The sequence below is a fragment of the Runella limosa DSM 17973 genome (assembly GCF_000482465.1).
GTDB classification, from domain to species: domain Bacteria; phylum Bacteroidota; class Bacteroidia; order Cytophagales; family Spirosomataceae; genus Runella; species Runella limosa.
Genome location: NZ_KI519426.1, coordinates 86,069 through 100,007 on the forward strand (window position 1 = coordinate 86,069; position 13,939 = coordinate 100,007).

Below are 13,939 nucleotides of genomic sequence, written 5' to 3' on the forward strand. Positions count from 1 at the left end.
GGAATTGTTCTGTGGTTGTGGTATTAAAAAAATATGCCCAAGTTTCACTTTTGGGTATTTTTTTTGAAAAATGGGGTAGCAAATTTTAGTTAATTCTAAAAAAATGCTGAATTTTGATAGACTTGGTAACAGTTTCGCATGAGAACAAGAGCGCAGAAAATTAAAGTGTGGTTTTTGATTCGTTTTTTACCCAAATTGGGGAAATATTTCCACAGTTTTTCGGGTAAAAAAATTCCCAATTTGAATCCATTGTATTCCGTCCCCAGTGCTCTTTTTACCATTATTTTGGCGACGTCTGTCAGCTTACTTTTATTGGTTTTTTTGAGCTGGGTTACCTTCAATCACTTTGAAGAGATGGGAAAACGGACGAATGATGTGGCGCATTCGTACCAAATCCGATTTGTGAACAAAGAACTAATCAAGACATTAGTTGATATAGAAACAGGTCAGCGAGGTTTTCTACTGTCGCATCAGGAGCATTTTTTAGTGCCTTACCAAAAAGGACTCGATAATATCAAGCAATTTCAAACAGATTTGAGGGAGCTTGTTCGCGACAATGAGGTGCAATTGAAGCGGCTAGATTCACTCGACATATTTATAAAGCAACGTTTGATTTTTATCAAAGGGAACATTGCCCGTGCGCAAGAAAATATCCCAATTGATCTAAAAACCTTGAATCTTGGAAAAGGGTATATGGATAAGATTCGGGCTACCTCGGAGCGTTTTGATCAGCAAGAAAAAGGTTACTTAGATGTTCGCATTGAATTACAAAAAAGTGCTGACCACAATATGTCGCTGTATCTTTTGGGGCTCTGTGGGTTAGCTTTGGCTTTTTTGGCCGTCTTTTTCCGCCTTTTGTACGTTGAATTAAGCCGTCGGATTGGGTTTCAAACGGAATTGGAAAATAAATTATCAGAACTCGAACGTACCAATGCCGAATTAGAACAATTTGCTTACGTAGCTTCGCACGATTTGCAAGAGCCGTTGCGGAAAATTCGAGCATTTAGCGAACGGTTGCAGGTTCGACATGCGCCACAGCTCAACGAAGATGCCCAAAATAGCCTAGTGAAGATAAGTCAGTCGGCGATGCGGATGCAAAATCTCATCAATGACCTCTTGGCATTTTCAAAAGCGACTAACCGAAGGGAAGAAAATTTTGAAAAAGTGGACTTAAATAATGTACTAAAAAATGTACGAGAAGAACTATCAGAGCGAATTGTCCAGAAGAACGCACGCATCATAAATCAGCCACTTCCTGAGGTATTGGGGGTACGAAGTCAGTTTGAACAATTGTTTACTAACCTGATTTCCAACTCAATGAAGTATTGCCACGAGGGAGTTGCTCCGATGGTGACAATTGACTACCAACAGGTAGCGGGGGGAGAAATACCGAATGCGGGCGATTTGCAGAGTGAAAATATATACCACCGAATTACGTTTATAGATAACGGGATAGGTTTTGAACCTCAATATGCTGAGAAAATTTTCGTAATTTTCCAGCGATTACACAGCCGTAACGAATTTGAAGGAACGGGAATTGGCCTTTCGTTGTGCCGTAGAATTGTCACCAATCACAACGGATATATATTGGCCGAACCTCGTCAGGGAGAATCGGGGGCCATTTTTCACGTTTACCTTCCCAAATAACCTAAACGAATGAACAAAGCAATAACGATTCTTATTTGCGACGACGACGAGGACGATGTGTATTTATTGAAGTCGGTCATGGAAGAATGTGGTATAAAAAATCCGATTGTGTATGCAAAAAATGGTCTTGAAGCAATAGCAAACCTCAATTCTCCTGCGTTGCAAAACAGAATTGGGTTGGTACTGCTCGACCTAAATATGCCTAAAATGGATGGGAGGGAAGTGCTAAAAGCCGTAAAATCGGATGGATTGTTACGGCGTATTCCTATTGTGGTTTTGACGACTTCGAGCGCCAGTGAAGACATTGATAATTGCTATTCGATGGGTGCCAATTGTTTTATCACGAAACCTGCTTCGTACGAAAACTTCAACGATACCGTCAAAACACTGCTCAAATTTTGGACCCAACTAAGCCGTTTGCCCGTGGGGGCTAATTAGCGCTTGTCGGTTGCTTTTTTAAACCACCGTAGTCCTTTTTCTAGGAACGACGTGCTGTTGCGTTGAATGACGTTGGCGGCGGCATTTTGAACTAAGAAAGGCACAACTAGCCGAGGCAACCAGCCTGCTTTTTTGAGCAAGCGACGGCGCAGCAACAGGTCAACGCCAATACCAACGCCCACGTAAAGAAGTCCTTTGCGGGGTCTAGCAAACACATCTTTCACGACACCCAAGGCTTGCCGAGCAGGGTTAAGCTCTTGTTGAATGGCTTGTACGCGGGTGTGCATGTGAAGTTGTGACAAGGCCAATTTATTCTTCAAATTGGCGCGTTCGGCCTGAATATCTTCGATGGATTGGATGCTATTTTTCATAATAAAATTGTTTGATAAAGGCATTGACAACAGGAACCCGAATAAATTGGTCTTTGACCCAAAACAGAACGAGTCCTACAATTCCATAAAAAAGACCAACTAGAAAAAAGCCTTTGGCGGGGCTATGAAGCCATTCGCCCAGCAACCAAGCTACTCCTAAGCTGAGAAATAGCAGCACGATGGTGCCAATAGTACCTAAAATCAACAACGACACGACGTGAGAAGCGGCGCGGGCTGATTTTTCAGAGAGGTCGAGAACACCTAAGTTCCAGCGGGCTTCGAGGTAGGTAGTGGCGGCGTCGAGCCAGTCGGTGGCGTTATCTTTGATTTCATGGGCTGATTTGATGACTTCCATGGCGGTAAGGGAAATGACCAAGCGAGCTGCCTCGCTTGGTCGTGATGAATGAAGGAGTTATGATTTGAAAGTGTGGGCCAACTGCCCTGCTTCCGATTCTACTCGGTCTTTGATTTCAGCTACTTTTCCTACTACTTTCGATTTTGCATTTTGCGCGGCGTCTTCTACTTCTTCGGCGACTTGGGCGTATTGTGTACGCCCGTTTTGGAGCGCATCAAGTAAATCCGAAGCGAAATTATTCGCAGTTTCGCGCAGTTTCTCACGGATATCACTTCCTTTTTCTGGCGCAAACATCATTCCGATAACGGCACCTGCTGCGGCTGCCGCAGCTACGCCCAATACTACTTTTGAATTGTTAGTCATGGCAATTATTTGTTTAAATGATTTGTGATGATTTATTCATTTACTGATGAATTCGAGCAATAAGATAAAAACGCTGTTCCAAGGCCGATAAGGGGGATTTGAGTGGAAAATTGAGGCATTTTTACCCCGATTGGGGAGATTATACCAAAACCAGCCCGTATTTCTACGTGTTACTGGCACGGTTTTTTAATGTTAATACATATATTGCTTACAACTACCGTAAGCATACCCACTACTGAAAGATTAGCCTTTTATTTAATGATTTATTGAAATGGATAATGCGAGTTTAGATAAGGTCTATGAGAGAGCATTGATAATCGACGACGAACTAGATACGTGTCTATTATTAGGAATGTTTCTCAAAAAATACGGTATCGTGTCGATGCGGGCCCACAGCCTTGCAGATGGCCTTGCCAAGCTGACCGCCGAAGCCCCTCAGTTGATTTTTTTGGACAATAACCTTCCCGACGGAACGGGCATTGATTATATCGCACAAGTAAGACAGCAAATGCCGCAAGCCAAGCTCGTGATGATGACGGCCATGAGTGCCTTGCGTGAACAAGCCCTGGCACTTGGAGCAGATGGTTTTGTTGAAAAGCCGCTGGATGTGAAGAAGATAGCGAGTGTTCTGTAATGATAGTTTTCTGAATGAGCGATTGGCGTTCATTCTTTTTTTTTGCTAAAAAAAAGCCTGCGAGCATTGCTCACAGGCGTATTTGTTTTAAGACGTTTAGCTATTAAGCTGATACATCTTCTTTGATTTCTTTGGTTTTTTTCGAGATTTTTTCGCCTACCTCGTGGGCTTTTTCTTTGGTTTTATCCCACGCATCTTCGGCCGCGTCTTTGGCATCTTCCCAAATATCTTCGGCTTTTTCTTTTGCATCTTCCCAAGCGTCTTCTGCTTTGTCCTTAAACTGTTCCCATTTGCTGTCGGCTTTTTCAGCAGCTACTTCAGCTTTGGCTTGTGCTTTGGCCACGGCTACTTCCACTTTGGCTTCTGCTTTTGTGGCGGCTTTTTCCATTTTTTCGATGCCTTCTTGGGCGGTTTCTTTGATTTTTTGTTCTGTGGTTTTCATGTTAATTGAGCTTTATGGTTTTACATTTATTTTCCAATGGTGGTGTCACTTTCGGTGACGATGGCGGAGTCGGTAGGCTGCACTTTGCCAAAACGCTGTTCGTCTGGTCGGGTTATAAAACCTGCGAAATACGCGGCTACCATTAACCCAATGCCTACTAATAAGACGGTAAGCGTAATTTTGGAGGCGGAAATCTTCCTCGACTCCGCCGAGTCTCTTGCACTTTCTCTTTCTATGTTATTCATGATTGCTGTCTTTAATTTGTGGTCATAACTGTTTGGTAATGAATTGTATAAAAAATAAATACCATGCTTAGTTGTGAGAAAAAATGAGGTGTATTTTCCCCAATTTGGCCTTTTAGGGACTTTTTTAGCGTCCCAATTCCCCAATGTGCTTCCTAAAAACGGGTGGAACTGTTTTGTTGGCCTATTGAGTACTGATTCACTAAACAAAGCAACGCCATGATACAGAACGAAGTAATAACACGGACGCTCAATGAGCTTTTAAGAATTAATAACGACCGTCTTTCGGGGTATCAAATTGCTGCCTCTGACACCAAAGACGAAGACTTGAAAGTCATTTTTTCGAGTATGTACAACGAAAGCGTCAATTTTGCGGAAACCCTAGCTGCTTACATACGCGAAACGGGTGAAATCCCTGCGAATGAAGGAACGTTGGTAGGGATTCTCCACCAAGCTTGGCTCAATTTTAAAGCGGCTGTGGTGGGTAATGACCGAAACGGTATTTTGGGCTCCTGCGAGTTTGGGGATGAAGCGGCTATTGAGGCGTACCAAGCGGCACTGGAAGTGGAAGACATTCAGGCAAATGCGGAAATCAAAGGAGTATTGCTGGGGCAAAAGGGGGGTATCGAACAATCACTCAAAGTGATTCAATCGCTTCACCATAGCCAAGCCGCAAATACTTACGAACAAGACACGATGAAGCTGATGGAATAAGTGAATTAGGAGTTAAGAATTAGGAATTATCTTATTGTAATTCCTAATTTATTTTTTCCCCATTTCAATGTCGATGATTTGTTTTCCTTTGTCTTTCAAGTAACTCCTTACTAACAGATCGTAGGCTTTGTATCCGTCATCGGCATTGGTAAAAATAATGAGTCCTTCGCGGGTTTTGGGCAAGAGAAACACCAAGGTTTTAACGCCTTCATCGGCTCCTCCGTGCGAAAGCGCATAGTCTCCATTGGCCAATTCATAAATTTCCCAGCCTAGTCCAAAGTATTTGTTTTCTTTGGTTTTAACTTGGTGTTTCACCATTTCTTCGGCGACGGCTTTGCTAATACCCTCGTTGTTGAGTACCGAAACCAAAAACTTTCCATAGTCTTCGATGGTCGTCACCAAGTCGTCGGCGGCACTAGGTGCGGTGGTTTTATTTATTTTGTAAGGAATACCTTGCGTATTATAACCCACGGCAAAACGACTTTCGTTAAACGAGCCATCCCAGTAAAAATGCGTGTCTTTCATTCCAACGGGCTCCAGTACCCATTCTTTGGCAAGTTGGTCCAGCGGCTTTTTAAATTTCTTTTCCAATGCTTTGCGGAGGTATTCCAAACCCTCGCCCGAATACCCATATTTGGTACCTGGGTCGGAGTTAAAGGCTAATTTTTTGGTAGAGTGATTCCAACGCCAGTTTGGAAAGCCCGTTTGGTGCGTCAAAACGTGCCGCGTGGTCAATTGGGCGTGGCGCGGGTCATCTTTAAGGTCGGGGTCAATCCAATAATTGGCCAACGGTTCGTCCAAATTCCATTTCCCCGCACTCACCAAGCGAAGCGTCAAGATGGCGGCAACAGGTTTGGTCAACGATGCCACGTTAAAAAGGGTATTGTAGGGAGCCGTTTCTCCTTTTTTTATTTCCCCATAAACGTTTACTTCTTTCAATTTCCCATCACGAATAATACCTACACCCAGGGCTGGAATGTGATTTTGGGCAAGCCATTGTTTTATTCCTTCTTCGTTTTCAAAGGTATTTGCTTCTTTATCAGCTGCATCGGTGGTTTGGTGGTCGTAGCTAAGGCCGCGTGCAAACCGCCATTTTCCCTCTTCCAATAGCCACAAATGCGTAAATCGGGCAATACTTGCAAAGCGTTCGGTTTGGCCTTTATTGGTTTCATAAAACCGATGTCGTCCCGACTGAATTGCTCCATAAATGACGCCATCTTTAGCCAGTGGATAGACTTCCATGCTGCCTTTGACCAGCTCGCGGCGCGACTGATAACGCTCAGGGTGAGCACAAAGACCATTTTTAAGACTATTGATGAAAGCACGTTTACCCATCGTAATGCCACCTTTGTCGTGGTAAAACTCAAAGTTTTCACTGACGAGTTCTTCCAACGGGCCTAAATCGCAGGTGTTGAAAGTAATGTTAAACATAATACTATCTTGGCCTTGGATGGCCTTGAAAAGATTATCTGTTTGGGCGTTGGCAGTGAAGAAGCAGATGATGCTCGACACAAGAATTAAAGTGATACGTTTCATGGCTGTTTTGGGAAAAAAAATGAATTTGACGTTTTATTTGTTCAACTTTCGTTCGATTAAAAAGCTGATAATTAGGCTTATGCCACCAAAAAGGAAAATCATGGATAAAAAAGCACCTTGTTGGGGGACATCGAAATGATGGTGGGCAAAATTGCCGAACAAAATGCCGACGCCAATGCCAATGAGCAATAAACCATACCTTAGGGTAGCAGATAACGTACTTTTTTGGTTGAAAAACTCAGCCGTAGAAAGTCCGCGTTCCATGAGCGACATGCGTTCGCGGTGGCGGGTCATGAGCAATACGTAAAGAGTTCCGAATACAGAACCAAAGGCCGTAATTGACACAATACAATCTCTTAATATCTCGTCCATAGCAGTTAATTTTTAGGTGACTGCTCATAGGACAGGAGAAGTTCAAGAGTGGTTACAAAATTCTATGGTTATTATGTGAAAATTCTGAAGTGCTTTCTGTATTTTAGAATGAATGTCCCTAAATTCCGCATTATAATTCAAGAATCTGTAACCAATTTTATCAATCGCCTGTCAGATGTAGGAATGGAACAGCAAGACTACAAATACATTGACCAAGTTCTGAAGGGCGACCATCGCGCGTATGCGTATTTGGTGGATAAGTATAAGTACATGGTTTATACGATTGCGGTAAAAATGGTAGAAAATGAAGCCGAAGCCGAGGACATTGCCCAAGAGGTTTTTATCAAAGCGTATCGTCAGCTTTATCAGTTTGAACGACGGTCAAAGTTTTCGACTTGGCTATACACCATTGCATACCGAACGGCGGCATCAAAGTTGAAAGAAAATGCGCTGGATATGACTCCGTTGACGGACGAATTATCGGATACCTATTGGTCGGAAGAAACCTCGACGGAAGCACCGCCGATGGAAGCCTCTGAGCAGCAGCGGTTTGTTAGAGATGCCATTGGCCAATTGCCTAAGTTAGAAGCAGTGGTTGTAACGCTTTATTACTTGGATGAACGTTCGGTTAAGGAAATTCAAGAAATTACGGGTCTGACGGCCGAGAATATAAAAATTAGGCTGTTTCGCGCCCGAAAAAAACTGGAACATTCTTTGCGTTTTTTGTTGGAGTAGGGACGAACTTCTGCATTTAGACTTATTCAATAAAAAAATACTATTTATTGCTCCAGAGGAGCCTAATCTTAGTAGAAAGAAATAATCAGGTCTCAAGCAAAGCCCCATCGGGGTGGCATATTTTACCGAGTATCGGTCATACCGATGGGGCTTTGTTGCCCTTTTTCTACTAAGATATAGCCTCCCTAAGGCTATTTTTTAAATGCGTTTAAGCTCATTAGGAAACTAAGATGATGGAAGAGGAAAAAGAAAATAAACTACAAGAACTTCTGAAAAAAGCCGATTTGGACGCACCAAGCCCGCTTTTTACGGACAAACTTATGCTAAAAATTGACGCAGAAGCAGCGTTGTCGGAAGCAAAAGAACCTGCGCTTCGGGCGTTGTTGCAGCAGCATGGCCTCGAAACAACAGCCCCTGATTTTACGAAAAATGTGTTAACACAAATCGCACCTCCCAAAACCGTATTTAAGCCCATCATACCCACCTACGTGTGGTACATGGTGGCGACTTTTGTGGGTGCATTGCTGGTTTTTGGATTATTTTTTCCACAAAAAAACTCCTCAGGAAGCGTGCCCCGAGGAGTGAAGTGGATTGCCTTCGACGTTTCAAAACTTACTTCTGCCATACCCGACCAATTGTTGCTGGGAGCAGTGGCTGTTTGTGTTTTGTTGTTGGTAGATTATTCGTTGAGGTTCCGCGTGGCCAACCCCACCTAAATCCTCCCCTGTTAGGGAGGACTTTTTTGTTTTCCTACGCTTTTACCCGACTCTTTTCGCTGTCGGAGCCACCTGTTTGGCGAAGGTTGAGCGTTTTTCCTTTGTTGAATCGGTACGAAAAGGAGAGGGTCGCTACGCGGGTATCTAAGTAGCTAAACCAGTTTGCTTCGGCATTGGCAATGTTTCGGATGTCTCCTTTGATTTGATTGGTATAAAATATGTCGCTGACGTTCAATTTCAGCGTGCCTTTGTTCTTCATAATGCGCTTGGAAACCCCTGCCCGAACGTTTCCAATGGGATAAATAAGCAATTGACCTAACAAAAAGGTGGTTTGGTATGAGCCTGCCAACTCCGCCGCCCAGCCGCTTTTGAGTTGAAATTGGTTGGTTGGCACCACAGCCCAGTAAAATCGTGAATCATCCAATTTTTGTCCGTAAAGTGTAGCTTTGAAACCATTGCTAATGTATTCTGTGTAGAGGTTGAGCGACCACCATTTGGCCAACTGAAAGCTGCCGTTTACCGAAATACCGTACGAAATTCGTTGCCCAAAATTCCCAGGGCGACTGTAATAAATGGTGCCACGTTGTTCGTTGGTTTCGGAAATGACGTTTTTGGCTACGCTGTATTGAAGCGTCGTCGTAATGCGTTGTTTGAAGGTGTGTGACAACTCAAAATTATACGAAAAAGTAGGCTGTAAAAATGGATTTCCACCATAGTACGTAAAACGGTCGAGCGGGTAGGAGAAGGGATTCATGTCCTGATAATTAGGACGTTCGATGCGTCGCCCAAACGAAAATCCTAACAAGTGTACCGCCGCTGAGTCCAACCGATACTGCATGTACAGGGTAGGAAACAAGTTGTTGTAATTGCGAGTAAACGTCGAATCTTTGGTTTGTTTATTTCCCAATTGATGCCCGCGAATGTTGGTATTTTCAAACCGAAGTCCCGCCTGAATGGTCAGACGATTCAGCTCTTTGGCGTAATTGAGGTATCCTGCGTTGATGTTTTCGTTGTAGTTGAAGCTATTGGTAAATTCATAATTGGGAAAAAGTTTACCGTCAACTTGGTCAGAAAAATCAGCGACGTTGCCCGTACTGATAAAACTTGTTTTGATGCCCGTTTCAAATTTTCCGCCGCTGATTAAAGGAGCTACGTAGTCGATTTTGGCCGTGCCGATGTCGATGTTTGTGGGCAAAGAAGAAACCAAAATCGACTGACTAACGAATTTATTTTGGGCATCAAAAAGCGAATTGGTAAGCGACTGAGCCGTAGTAGCTTGGTAATGGATATAGTCAACGTTGGTGGAAAGTTCTTTGCCCGTGCTGTCAAGTTTGTAGGCGTAGTTGAGGTTGATGCTTCCGTTTTTTAGGGTTTTGTCCGTTGGGCTGATGGCTTCTACCAAGCTAGTAACTTCGTTGGAGGCGTTGAAAACCTTGGCTTTGTTGGTAACGTCCACGTGCGAAGGATTAATAAAACCCGTAAGAACAACCCCGAATGTGGCTTTTTTAGAGGCATAATAATCAAACCCAACTTTTGCATTATTGCCGCCAATGTTCCGTTGAATGTAGGAGTTTTGGGTAAAAGCAGAAGAAAAAATGGTTGTATTAGGCTGAAAATACCGCCGCCAAATGGTCAAATCTTGGTAGCTATTGTTTTGATTTACACTTAGATTACTAAAAAAATTAAACTTATTGATGCGGTAATTGAAGTTAAAGCTGTTGTTGGAACGACGATACGTGCCTTGTCCGTAGCTCAAGCTGAGTCCGCCATTAAAGCCTTTGATGGTATTCTTTTTTAGACGAATGTTAATCACCCCCGCATTGCCAGCGGCATCGTATTTGGCGGGAGGGTTGGGCATAATTTCGATGGTTTCGACCGAACCCGCGGCCAATGATTTTAGGTAGTTCGATAAATCTTCCGCCGACAAATAAGTGGGTTTATCGTCGATAAAAACCACTACCCCCGTTTTCCCTTTGAGGCGAATGCCGCCGTTGGGGTCAATGGCCAACCCTGGGGATTTTTCCAAAACATCCATGGCATTGGTACCTGCGTTGCTGATGAGGGCATCAACATTAATAACAGTGCGGTCAATTTTGGTTTCTACAAAGGGTTTTTTGCCTGTTACTTTCACTTCGGCGAGCATTTTTTCACCCTCACTGAGCTGAATTGGGGGCAACGCAAGGTCAGATTGCCCCACTTCAAAGGCTTTACTTAGGTATTTTTGATAGGTTAAGTGTGAAATGCTTATGAGGTAAGCGCCTGCTTTGATGTTTAGAAATTCAAAATTGCCGTTAGGCTCAGTAATGGCTGCTTTAACGAATGTGGAATCTGTGGATTTTAACAACGAAATAACGGCGCCATCGAGGGGCTGTTGGGAGGTATTGGCGACGTTCCCGCTGATTTTGACAGTCTGAGCGAGTAAGAAATGAGTGGATAGCAACAGTAGAAGGATAGCTCTTATCATTGGAATTTGGTTTGTTGAAATAATGATGTGTCACTAAAGTTGTGCCAAGATTAAAAATGGTTTGATATACAGGTAGTTGGGTGAATATGTGAATGGCTTCTTGTCCGAAATTGAACAATTTGTGTGCAAAATCGGACGCTGCTCTGTGCCCTTCTCGTGCCTCAGAGGTCGGATATGAGTATCCTCCTGCACGGTTGGTCGTGCCGTTGGTTTCTCCAAACCAACGTAGAGGTTTCTCAAAACCTCGTGAATCGTTATTGAAGGTTTTGAGAAACCTTAGAGGTCGGATATAAGCATCCTCCTGCACGTGTTGGTCGGATATGAGTATCCTCCCGCACGGTTGGTCGTGCCGTTGGTTTCTCCAAACCAACGTAGAGGTTTCTCAAAACCTCGTGAATCGTTATTGAAGGTTTTGAGAAACCTTAGAGGTCGGATATAAGCATCCTCCTGCACGTGTTGGTCGGATATGAGTATCCTCCCGCACGGTTGGTCGTGCCGTTGGTTTCTCCAAACCAACGTAGAGGTTTCTCAAAACCTCGTGAATCGTTATTGAAGGTTTTGAGAAACCTTAGGGGTCGGATATGAGTATCCTCCTGCATGGTTGGTCGTGCCGTTGGTTTCTCCAAACCAACGTAGAGGTTTCTCAAAACCTCGTGAATCGTTATTGAAGGTTTTGAGAAACCTTAGGGGTCGGATATGAGTATCCTTCTGCACGGTTGGTCGGATATGAGTATCCTCCCGCACGTGTTGGTCGGATATGAGTATCCTCCCGCACGTGTTGGTCGGATATGAGTATCCTCCCGCACGAGCAGGTCAGTGCGTGACGCGGTGCAGCCACTGCCCAAAATCATACCCACTTCCGAAAATTTTAAATAGGCAAGCGGCTATAAATACCACTATAAAAACCTTGAATAGCCTGGATTTTACGAGCTGAGAAGTTTCCATCGTTGTGAGGCGTTTAGATTATGCTTTCTTTTTGAGGGCTTTGAAGATACCATTGGGTTGGGTGAGCAAAAACTCCTTTGCATCTTGGCTGAACGAAATCGAATAGCCGTTCAATCCCTTTAGCCGAAATTTCCCTTTACCGAGGGCTTCTAATTCGCGGGTAGGTTGGTTGGGGAGCGATAGGTATAAAATTTCGTTGGCATTAAGGCCGACTTTCATGGCCATACCATTGAGATTATACTCTCCTACGTAGCGTTGAAGGACAACTTTGGGTAATTTTTTGACTTTAGGCAACCACGTAAATTCCAGTGGATGAATCAATTCAGGTTCAAAAGCAATGGAAGCACTGGCGATTTCGGCTTCGGTATTTTGGTTAAATACAATCCGCTGGATACTGGCGTCGGACGCTACTTTGCCATGTTTATCGATAGGTAAGGCGTCAAAAACATCGTGTCCGTAGGGGCGTAAATACCATTGTTGTAACGGAAAAACGGCAAAAAGCGAGTCGTTACGGTTCACAATTTCAAACGTCCCGTATCCTTTGTGTTGAAAGTAACCCTCGTACTCGTCTGCTGGATGCGCGGGCTTGACGTTGGTTTTGGTAAGGCTAGCCATTTGGCTTTTGGCACTTTTGACCGCGTTTTTAGCCGCCATATCGGAGGTGTAAAGGTAGCTTTGCCAATCTTTGTCCGGGAGGCCGAGCATGCGGTCGGCGAGGATGTTTCGAACAACGGACGGAACCCGCGACACGGCTTGGTTGCAGAAAACCACAATGCCTATGCCGTCGGTGGGAAAGAAACAAGTATTGGTCGAAAATCCAGAGATATTTCCGCCGTGCTCGACCCGATAATGCCCGCGATAGGAAGATAAAAACCAGCCAAGTCCGTAATTTTCAAAGTGTAATGAGGGGTTGCTGGCCGAAGGTGCGGCGTCACGTACAATCATTTGGGAACTGATGGCTTCGCGAACGTAGTCGGCAGGGAGAAGGCGTTTGCCTTTGTAAGTACCGTTGTTTGCCCACAACATGACCCATTTGGCCATCTCACTGACGGAAGTGTTGATACCTCCCACCGCCGACATCACATCTAGGTTGAAGTAATCCAAGGGTACAATTTTGTCATCTTCAGAAACGGTATAGCACAACGAACGATCGTCGTATAGCGTCATGCTATCGACCGAAAAAGTAACGTCTTTCATTCCCAAAGGCTGAAAAATGCGTTCCCTTACAAAAGCACGGTAAGATTGCCCAGAGAGGTTTTCGACCATTTTTCCTTGGGTGGCAAACATAAAGTTGTTGTATTGCCATTTTTCACGAAGACCATAATTAGGTTCTAAATACTGAACCCGTTTGAGCAACGTATCAACGGAATTGGTGGAAAATAGCGCCCATGCTTGGTCGTGGCGAGGTAAGCCCGTTCGGTGGCACATCAAGTCACGAACGGTGATGTTTTTGTTCATCTCCTCGTTGTAAAACGACAATTGAGGTAAATATTCGCGGACAGAATGGTTAAAGTCTATTTTGTTTTCGGCCCTCAACAAGCCTAAAGCGGCGCAGGTAAAGGGTTTGGTACAGCTTCCTGCGGCAAATTGGGTGTGTTCGGTGACGGGACGCTTGGTGTCGATATCGGCATAGCCAAAACCTTTAGCATAGATAATTTTGTCTTTTTCCACCACTGCTACGGCAAAACCTGCGCATTTCCATTCGTTGAGGACGCGGGCAAACAGGGTGTCTAGTCCTGCAAAACGGGCGTCGGGAGTGGGTTGTTGGGCAAAGGCAGTGCTTACTAAAAGCGTCAAAAATAGGATAGTTTTCTTCATCGTAGTGTGTTTTCAAACTGTGGGGTAAAACTACGGCGAAGCTGAGGAAAGGGTTTGTCAAATCCTGCTAATTCGTAAAGACGACGGCTTTTTATGGAGAAAATAAATTTTTCACGCAGATGCGCACAGATTGAAAAAACACAGAGG

At 44.1% G+C, this 13,939-nt stretch carries 15 protein-coding genes; 6 read left to right on the forward strand and 9 right to left on the reverse strand.

What is annotated here, in order from left to right:
- The first annotated feature begins 138 nt into the window (after positions 1–138).
- Positions 139–1,647 carry a sensor histidine kinase gene (locus K339_RS0125020; RefSeq protein WP_084332308.1) on the forward strand — a complete coding sequence of 503 codons (1,509 nt, stop codon included), beginning with the start codon at positions 139–141 and terminating at the stop codon, positions 1,645–1,647.
- Positions 1,648–1,656: 9 nt separating this feature from the next.
- The gene (locus tag K339_RS0125025) at positions 1,657–2,085 is read left to right on the forward strand and encodes a response regulator (protein ID WP_028526056.1); all 429 of its coding nucleotides are present in this window, start codon (positions 1,657–1,659) and stop codon (positions 2,083–2,085) included.
- Here K339_RS0125025 and K339_RS0125030 read toward each other — a convergent pair.
- From K339_RS0125030 to K339_RS34750, 3 genes are read right to left on the reverse strand one after another with little or no spacing between them, the layout of a single operon-like run.
- On the reverse strand, positions 2,082–2,456 hold the full coding sequence (locus K339_RS0125030; RefSeq protein WP_028526057.1) for a hypothetical protein: 375 nt from the start codon (positions 2,454–2,456) through the stop codon (positions 2,082–2,084). The genes K339_RS0125025 and K339_RS0125030 overlap by 4 nt on opposite strands.
- Complete coding sequence (locus K339_RS0125035) at positions 2,446–2,811, reverse strand: phage holin family protein (RefSeq protein WP_028526058.1); 366 nt, start codon at positions 2,809–2,811, stop codon at positions 2,446–2,448. Before K339_RS0125035 ends, K339_RS0125030 begins: the two co-directional genes overlap by 11 nt.
- Before the next feature lie 57 nt (positions 2,812–2,868).
- On the reverse strand, positions 2,869–3,174 hold the full coding sequence (locus K339_RS34750) for a YtxH domain-containing protein (protein WP_051398241.1): 306 nt from the start codon (positions 3,172–3,174) through the stop codon (positions 2,869–2,871).
- Between the two features lie 271 nt (positions 3,175–3,445).
- Between K339_RS34750 and K339_RS0125045 the strand changes: the two genes are divergently transcribed.
- On the forward strand, positions 3,446–3,808 hold the full coding sequence (locus K339_RS0125045) for a response regulator (RefSeq protein ID WP_028526059.1): 363 nt from the start codon (positions 3,446–3,448) through the stop codon (positions 3,806–3,808).
- A gap of 103 nt (positions 3,809–3,911) precedes the next feature.
- On the opposite strand, the gene K339_RS37300 is transcribed toward K339_RS0125045, so the two are convergent.
- Together K339_RS37300 and K339_RS37305 are read right to left on the reverse strand one after the other, a co-directional pair.
- Positions 3,912–4,250 carry a hypothetical protein gene (locus tag K339_RS37300; RefSeq protein ID WP_051398242.1) on the reverse strand — a complete coding sequence of 113 codons (339 nt, stop codon included), beginning with the start codon at positions 4,248–4,250 and terminating at the stop codon, positions 3,912–3,914.
- Positions 4,251–4,276: 26 nt separating this feature from the next.
- Complete coding sequence (locus K339_RS37305) at positions 4,277–4,495, reverse strand: hypothetical protein (RefSeq protein WP_157607739.1); 219 nt, start codon at positions 4,493–4,495, stop codon at positions 4,277–4,279.
- Between the two features lie 216 nt (positions 4,496–4,711).
- On the opposite strand from K339_RS37305, the gene K339_RS34760 reads away from it, so the two are divergent.
- Positions 4,712–5,206, forward strand: coding sequence for a ferritin-like domain-containing protein (locus tag K339_RS34760; protein WP_051398243.1), 495 nt, complete (start codon positions 4,712–4,714; stop codon positions 5,204–5,206).
- A 48-nt stretch (positions 5,207–5,254) separates the two neighbouring features.
- Here K339_RS34760 and K339_RS0125065 read toward each other — a convergent pair whose 3' ends face one another.
- Both K339_RS0125065 and K339_RS0125070 read right to left on the reverse strand, forming a co-directional pair.
- Positions 5,255–6,742 carry a serine hydrolase domain-containing protein gene (locus K339_RS0125065; RefSeq protein ID WP_028526061.1) on the reverse strand — a complete coding sequence of 496 codons (1,488 nt, stop codon included), beginning with the start codon at positions 6,740–6,742 and terminating at the stop codon, positions 5,255–5,257.
- Between the two features lie 33 nt (positions 6,743–6,775).
- The gene (locus K339_RS0125070) at positions 6,776–7,114 is read right to left on the reverse strand and encodes a DUF6249 domain-containing protein (RefSeq protein WP_037301874.1); all 339 of its coding nucleotides are present in this window, start codon (positions 7,112–7,114) and stop codon (positions 6,776–6,778) included.
- Between the two features lie 75 nt (positions 7,115–7,189).
- On the opposite strand from K339_RS0125070, the gene K339_RS0125075 reads away from it, so the two are divergent.
- Positions 7,190–7,849, forward strand: coding sequence for an RNA polymerase sigma factor (locus K339_RS0125075; RefSeq protein ID WP_229598812.1), 660 nt, complete (start codon positions 7,190–7,192; stop codon positions 7,847–7,849).
- A gap of 230 nt (positions 7,850–8,079) precedes the next feature.
- Positions 8,080–8,565 (forward strand): hypothetical protein, encoded by a 486-nt coding sequence (locus K339_RS0125080; RefSeq protein WP_157607740.1) that lies wholly within the window; start codon positions 8,080–8,082, stop codon positions 8,563–8,565.
- Between the two features lie 34 nt (positions 8,566–8,599).
- Here the strand turns inward: K339_RS0125080 and K339_RS0125085 are convergent, their stop codons facing one another.
- Complete coding sequence (locus K339_RS0125085) at positions 8,600–11,029, reverse strand: TonB-dependent receptor (protein ID WP_051398245.1); 2,430 nt, start codon at positions 11,027–11,029, stop codon at positions 8,600–8,602.
- Positions 11,030–11,992: 963 nt separating this feature from the next.
- Positions 11,993–13,792, reverse strand: a complete 1,800-nt coding sequence (locus K339_RS0125090; RefSeq protein ID WP_028526066.1) for a serine hydrolase — start codon at positions 13,790–13,792, stop codon at positions 11,993–11,995.
- Positions 13,793–13,939 lie beyond the last annotated feature (147 nt).

Bases quoted from the DNA above. Each gene is read 5' to 3' on its own strand.
- K339_RS0125020 (WP_084332308.1), top strand. From the start codon at position 139: ATGAGAACAAGAGCGCAGAAAATTAAAGTGTGGTTTTTGATTCGTTTT.
- K339_RS0125025 (WP_028526056.1), top strand. From the start codon at position 1,657: ATGAACAAAGCAATAACGATTCTTATTTGCGACGACGACGAGGACGAT.
- K339_RS0125030 (WP_028526057.1), bottom strand. From the start codon at position 2,456: ATGAAAAATAGCATCCAATCCATCGAAGATATTCAGGCCGAACGCGCC.
- K339_RS0125035 (WP_028526058.1), bottom strand. From the start codon at position 2,811: ATGGAAGTCATCAAATCAGCCCATGAAATCAAAGATAACGCCACCGAC.
- K339_RS34750 (WP_051398241.1), bottom strand. From the start codon at position 3,174: ATGACTAACAATTCAAAAGTAGTATTGGGCGTAGCTGCGGCAGCCGCA.
- K339_RS0125045 (WP_028526059.1), top strand. From the start codon at position 3,446: ATGGATAATGCGAGTTTAGATAAGGTCTATGAGAGAGCATTGATAATC.
- K339_RS37300 (WP_051398242.1), bottom strand. From the start codon at position 4,250: ATGAAAACCACAGAACAAAAAATCAAAGAAACCGCCCAAGAAGGCATC.
- K339_RS37305 (WP_157607739.1), bottom strand. From the start codon at position 4,495: ATGAATAACATAGAAAGAGAAAGTGCAAGAGACTCGGCGGAGTCGAGG.
- K339_RS34760 (WP_051398243.1), top strand. From the start codon at position 4,712: ATGATACAGAACGAAGTAATAACACGGACGCTCAATGAGCTTTTAAGA.
- K339_RS0125065 (WP_028526061.1), bottom strand. From the start codon at position 6,742: ATGAAACGTATCACTTTAATTCTTGTGTCGAGCATCATCTGCTTCTTC.
- K339_RS0125070 (WP_037301874.1), bottom strand. From the start codon at position 7,114: ATGGACGAGATATTAAGAGATTGTATTGTGTCAATTACGGCCTTTGGT.
- K339_RS0125080 (WP_157607740.1), top strand. From the start codon at position 8,080: ATGATGGAAGAGGAAAAAGAAAATAAACTACAAGAACTTCTGAAAAAA.
- K339_RS0125085 (WP_051398245.1), bottom strand. From the start codon at position 11,029: ATGATAAGAGCTATCCTTCTACTGTTGCTATCCACTCATTTCTTACTC.
- K339_RS0125090 (WP_028526066.1), bottom strand. From the start codon at position 13,792: ATGAAGAAAACTATCCTATTTTTGACGCTTTTAGTAAGCACTGCCTTT.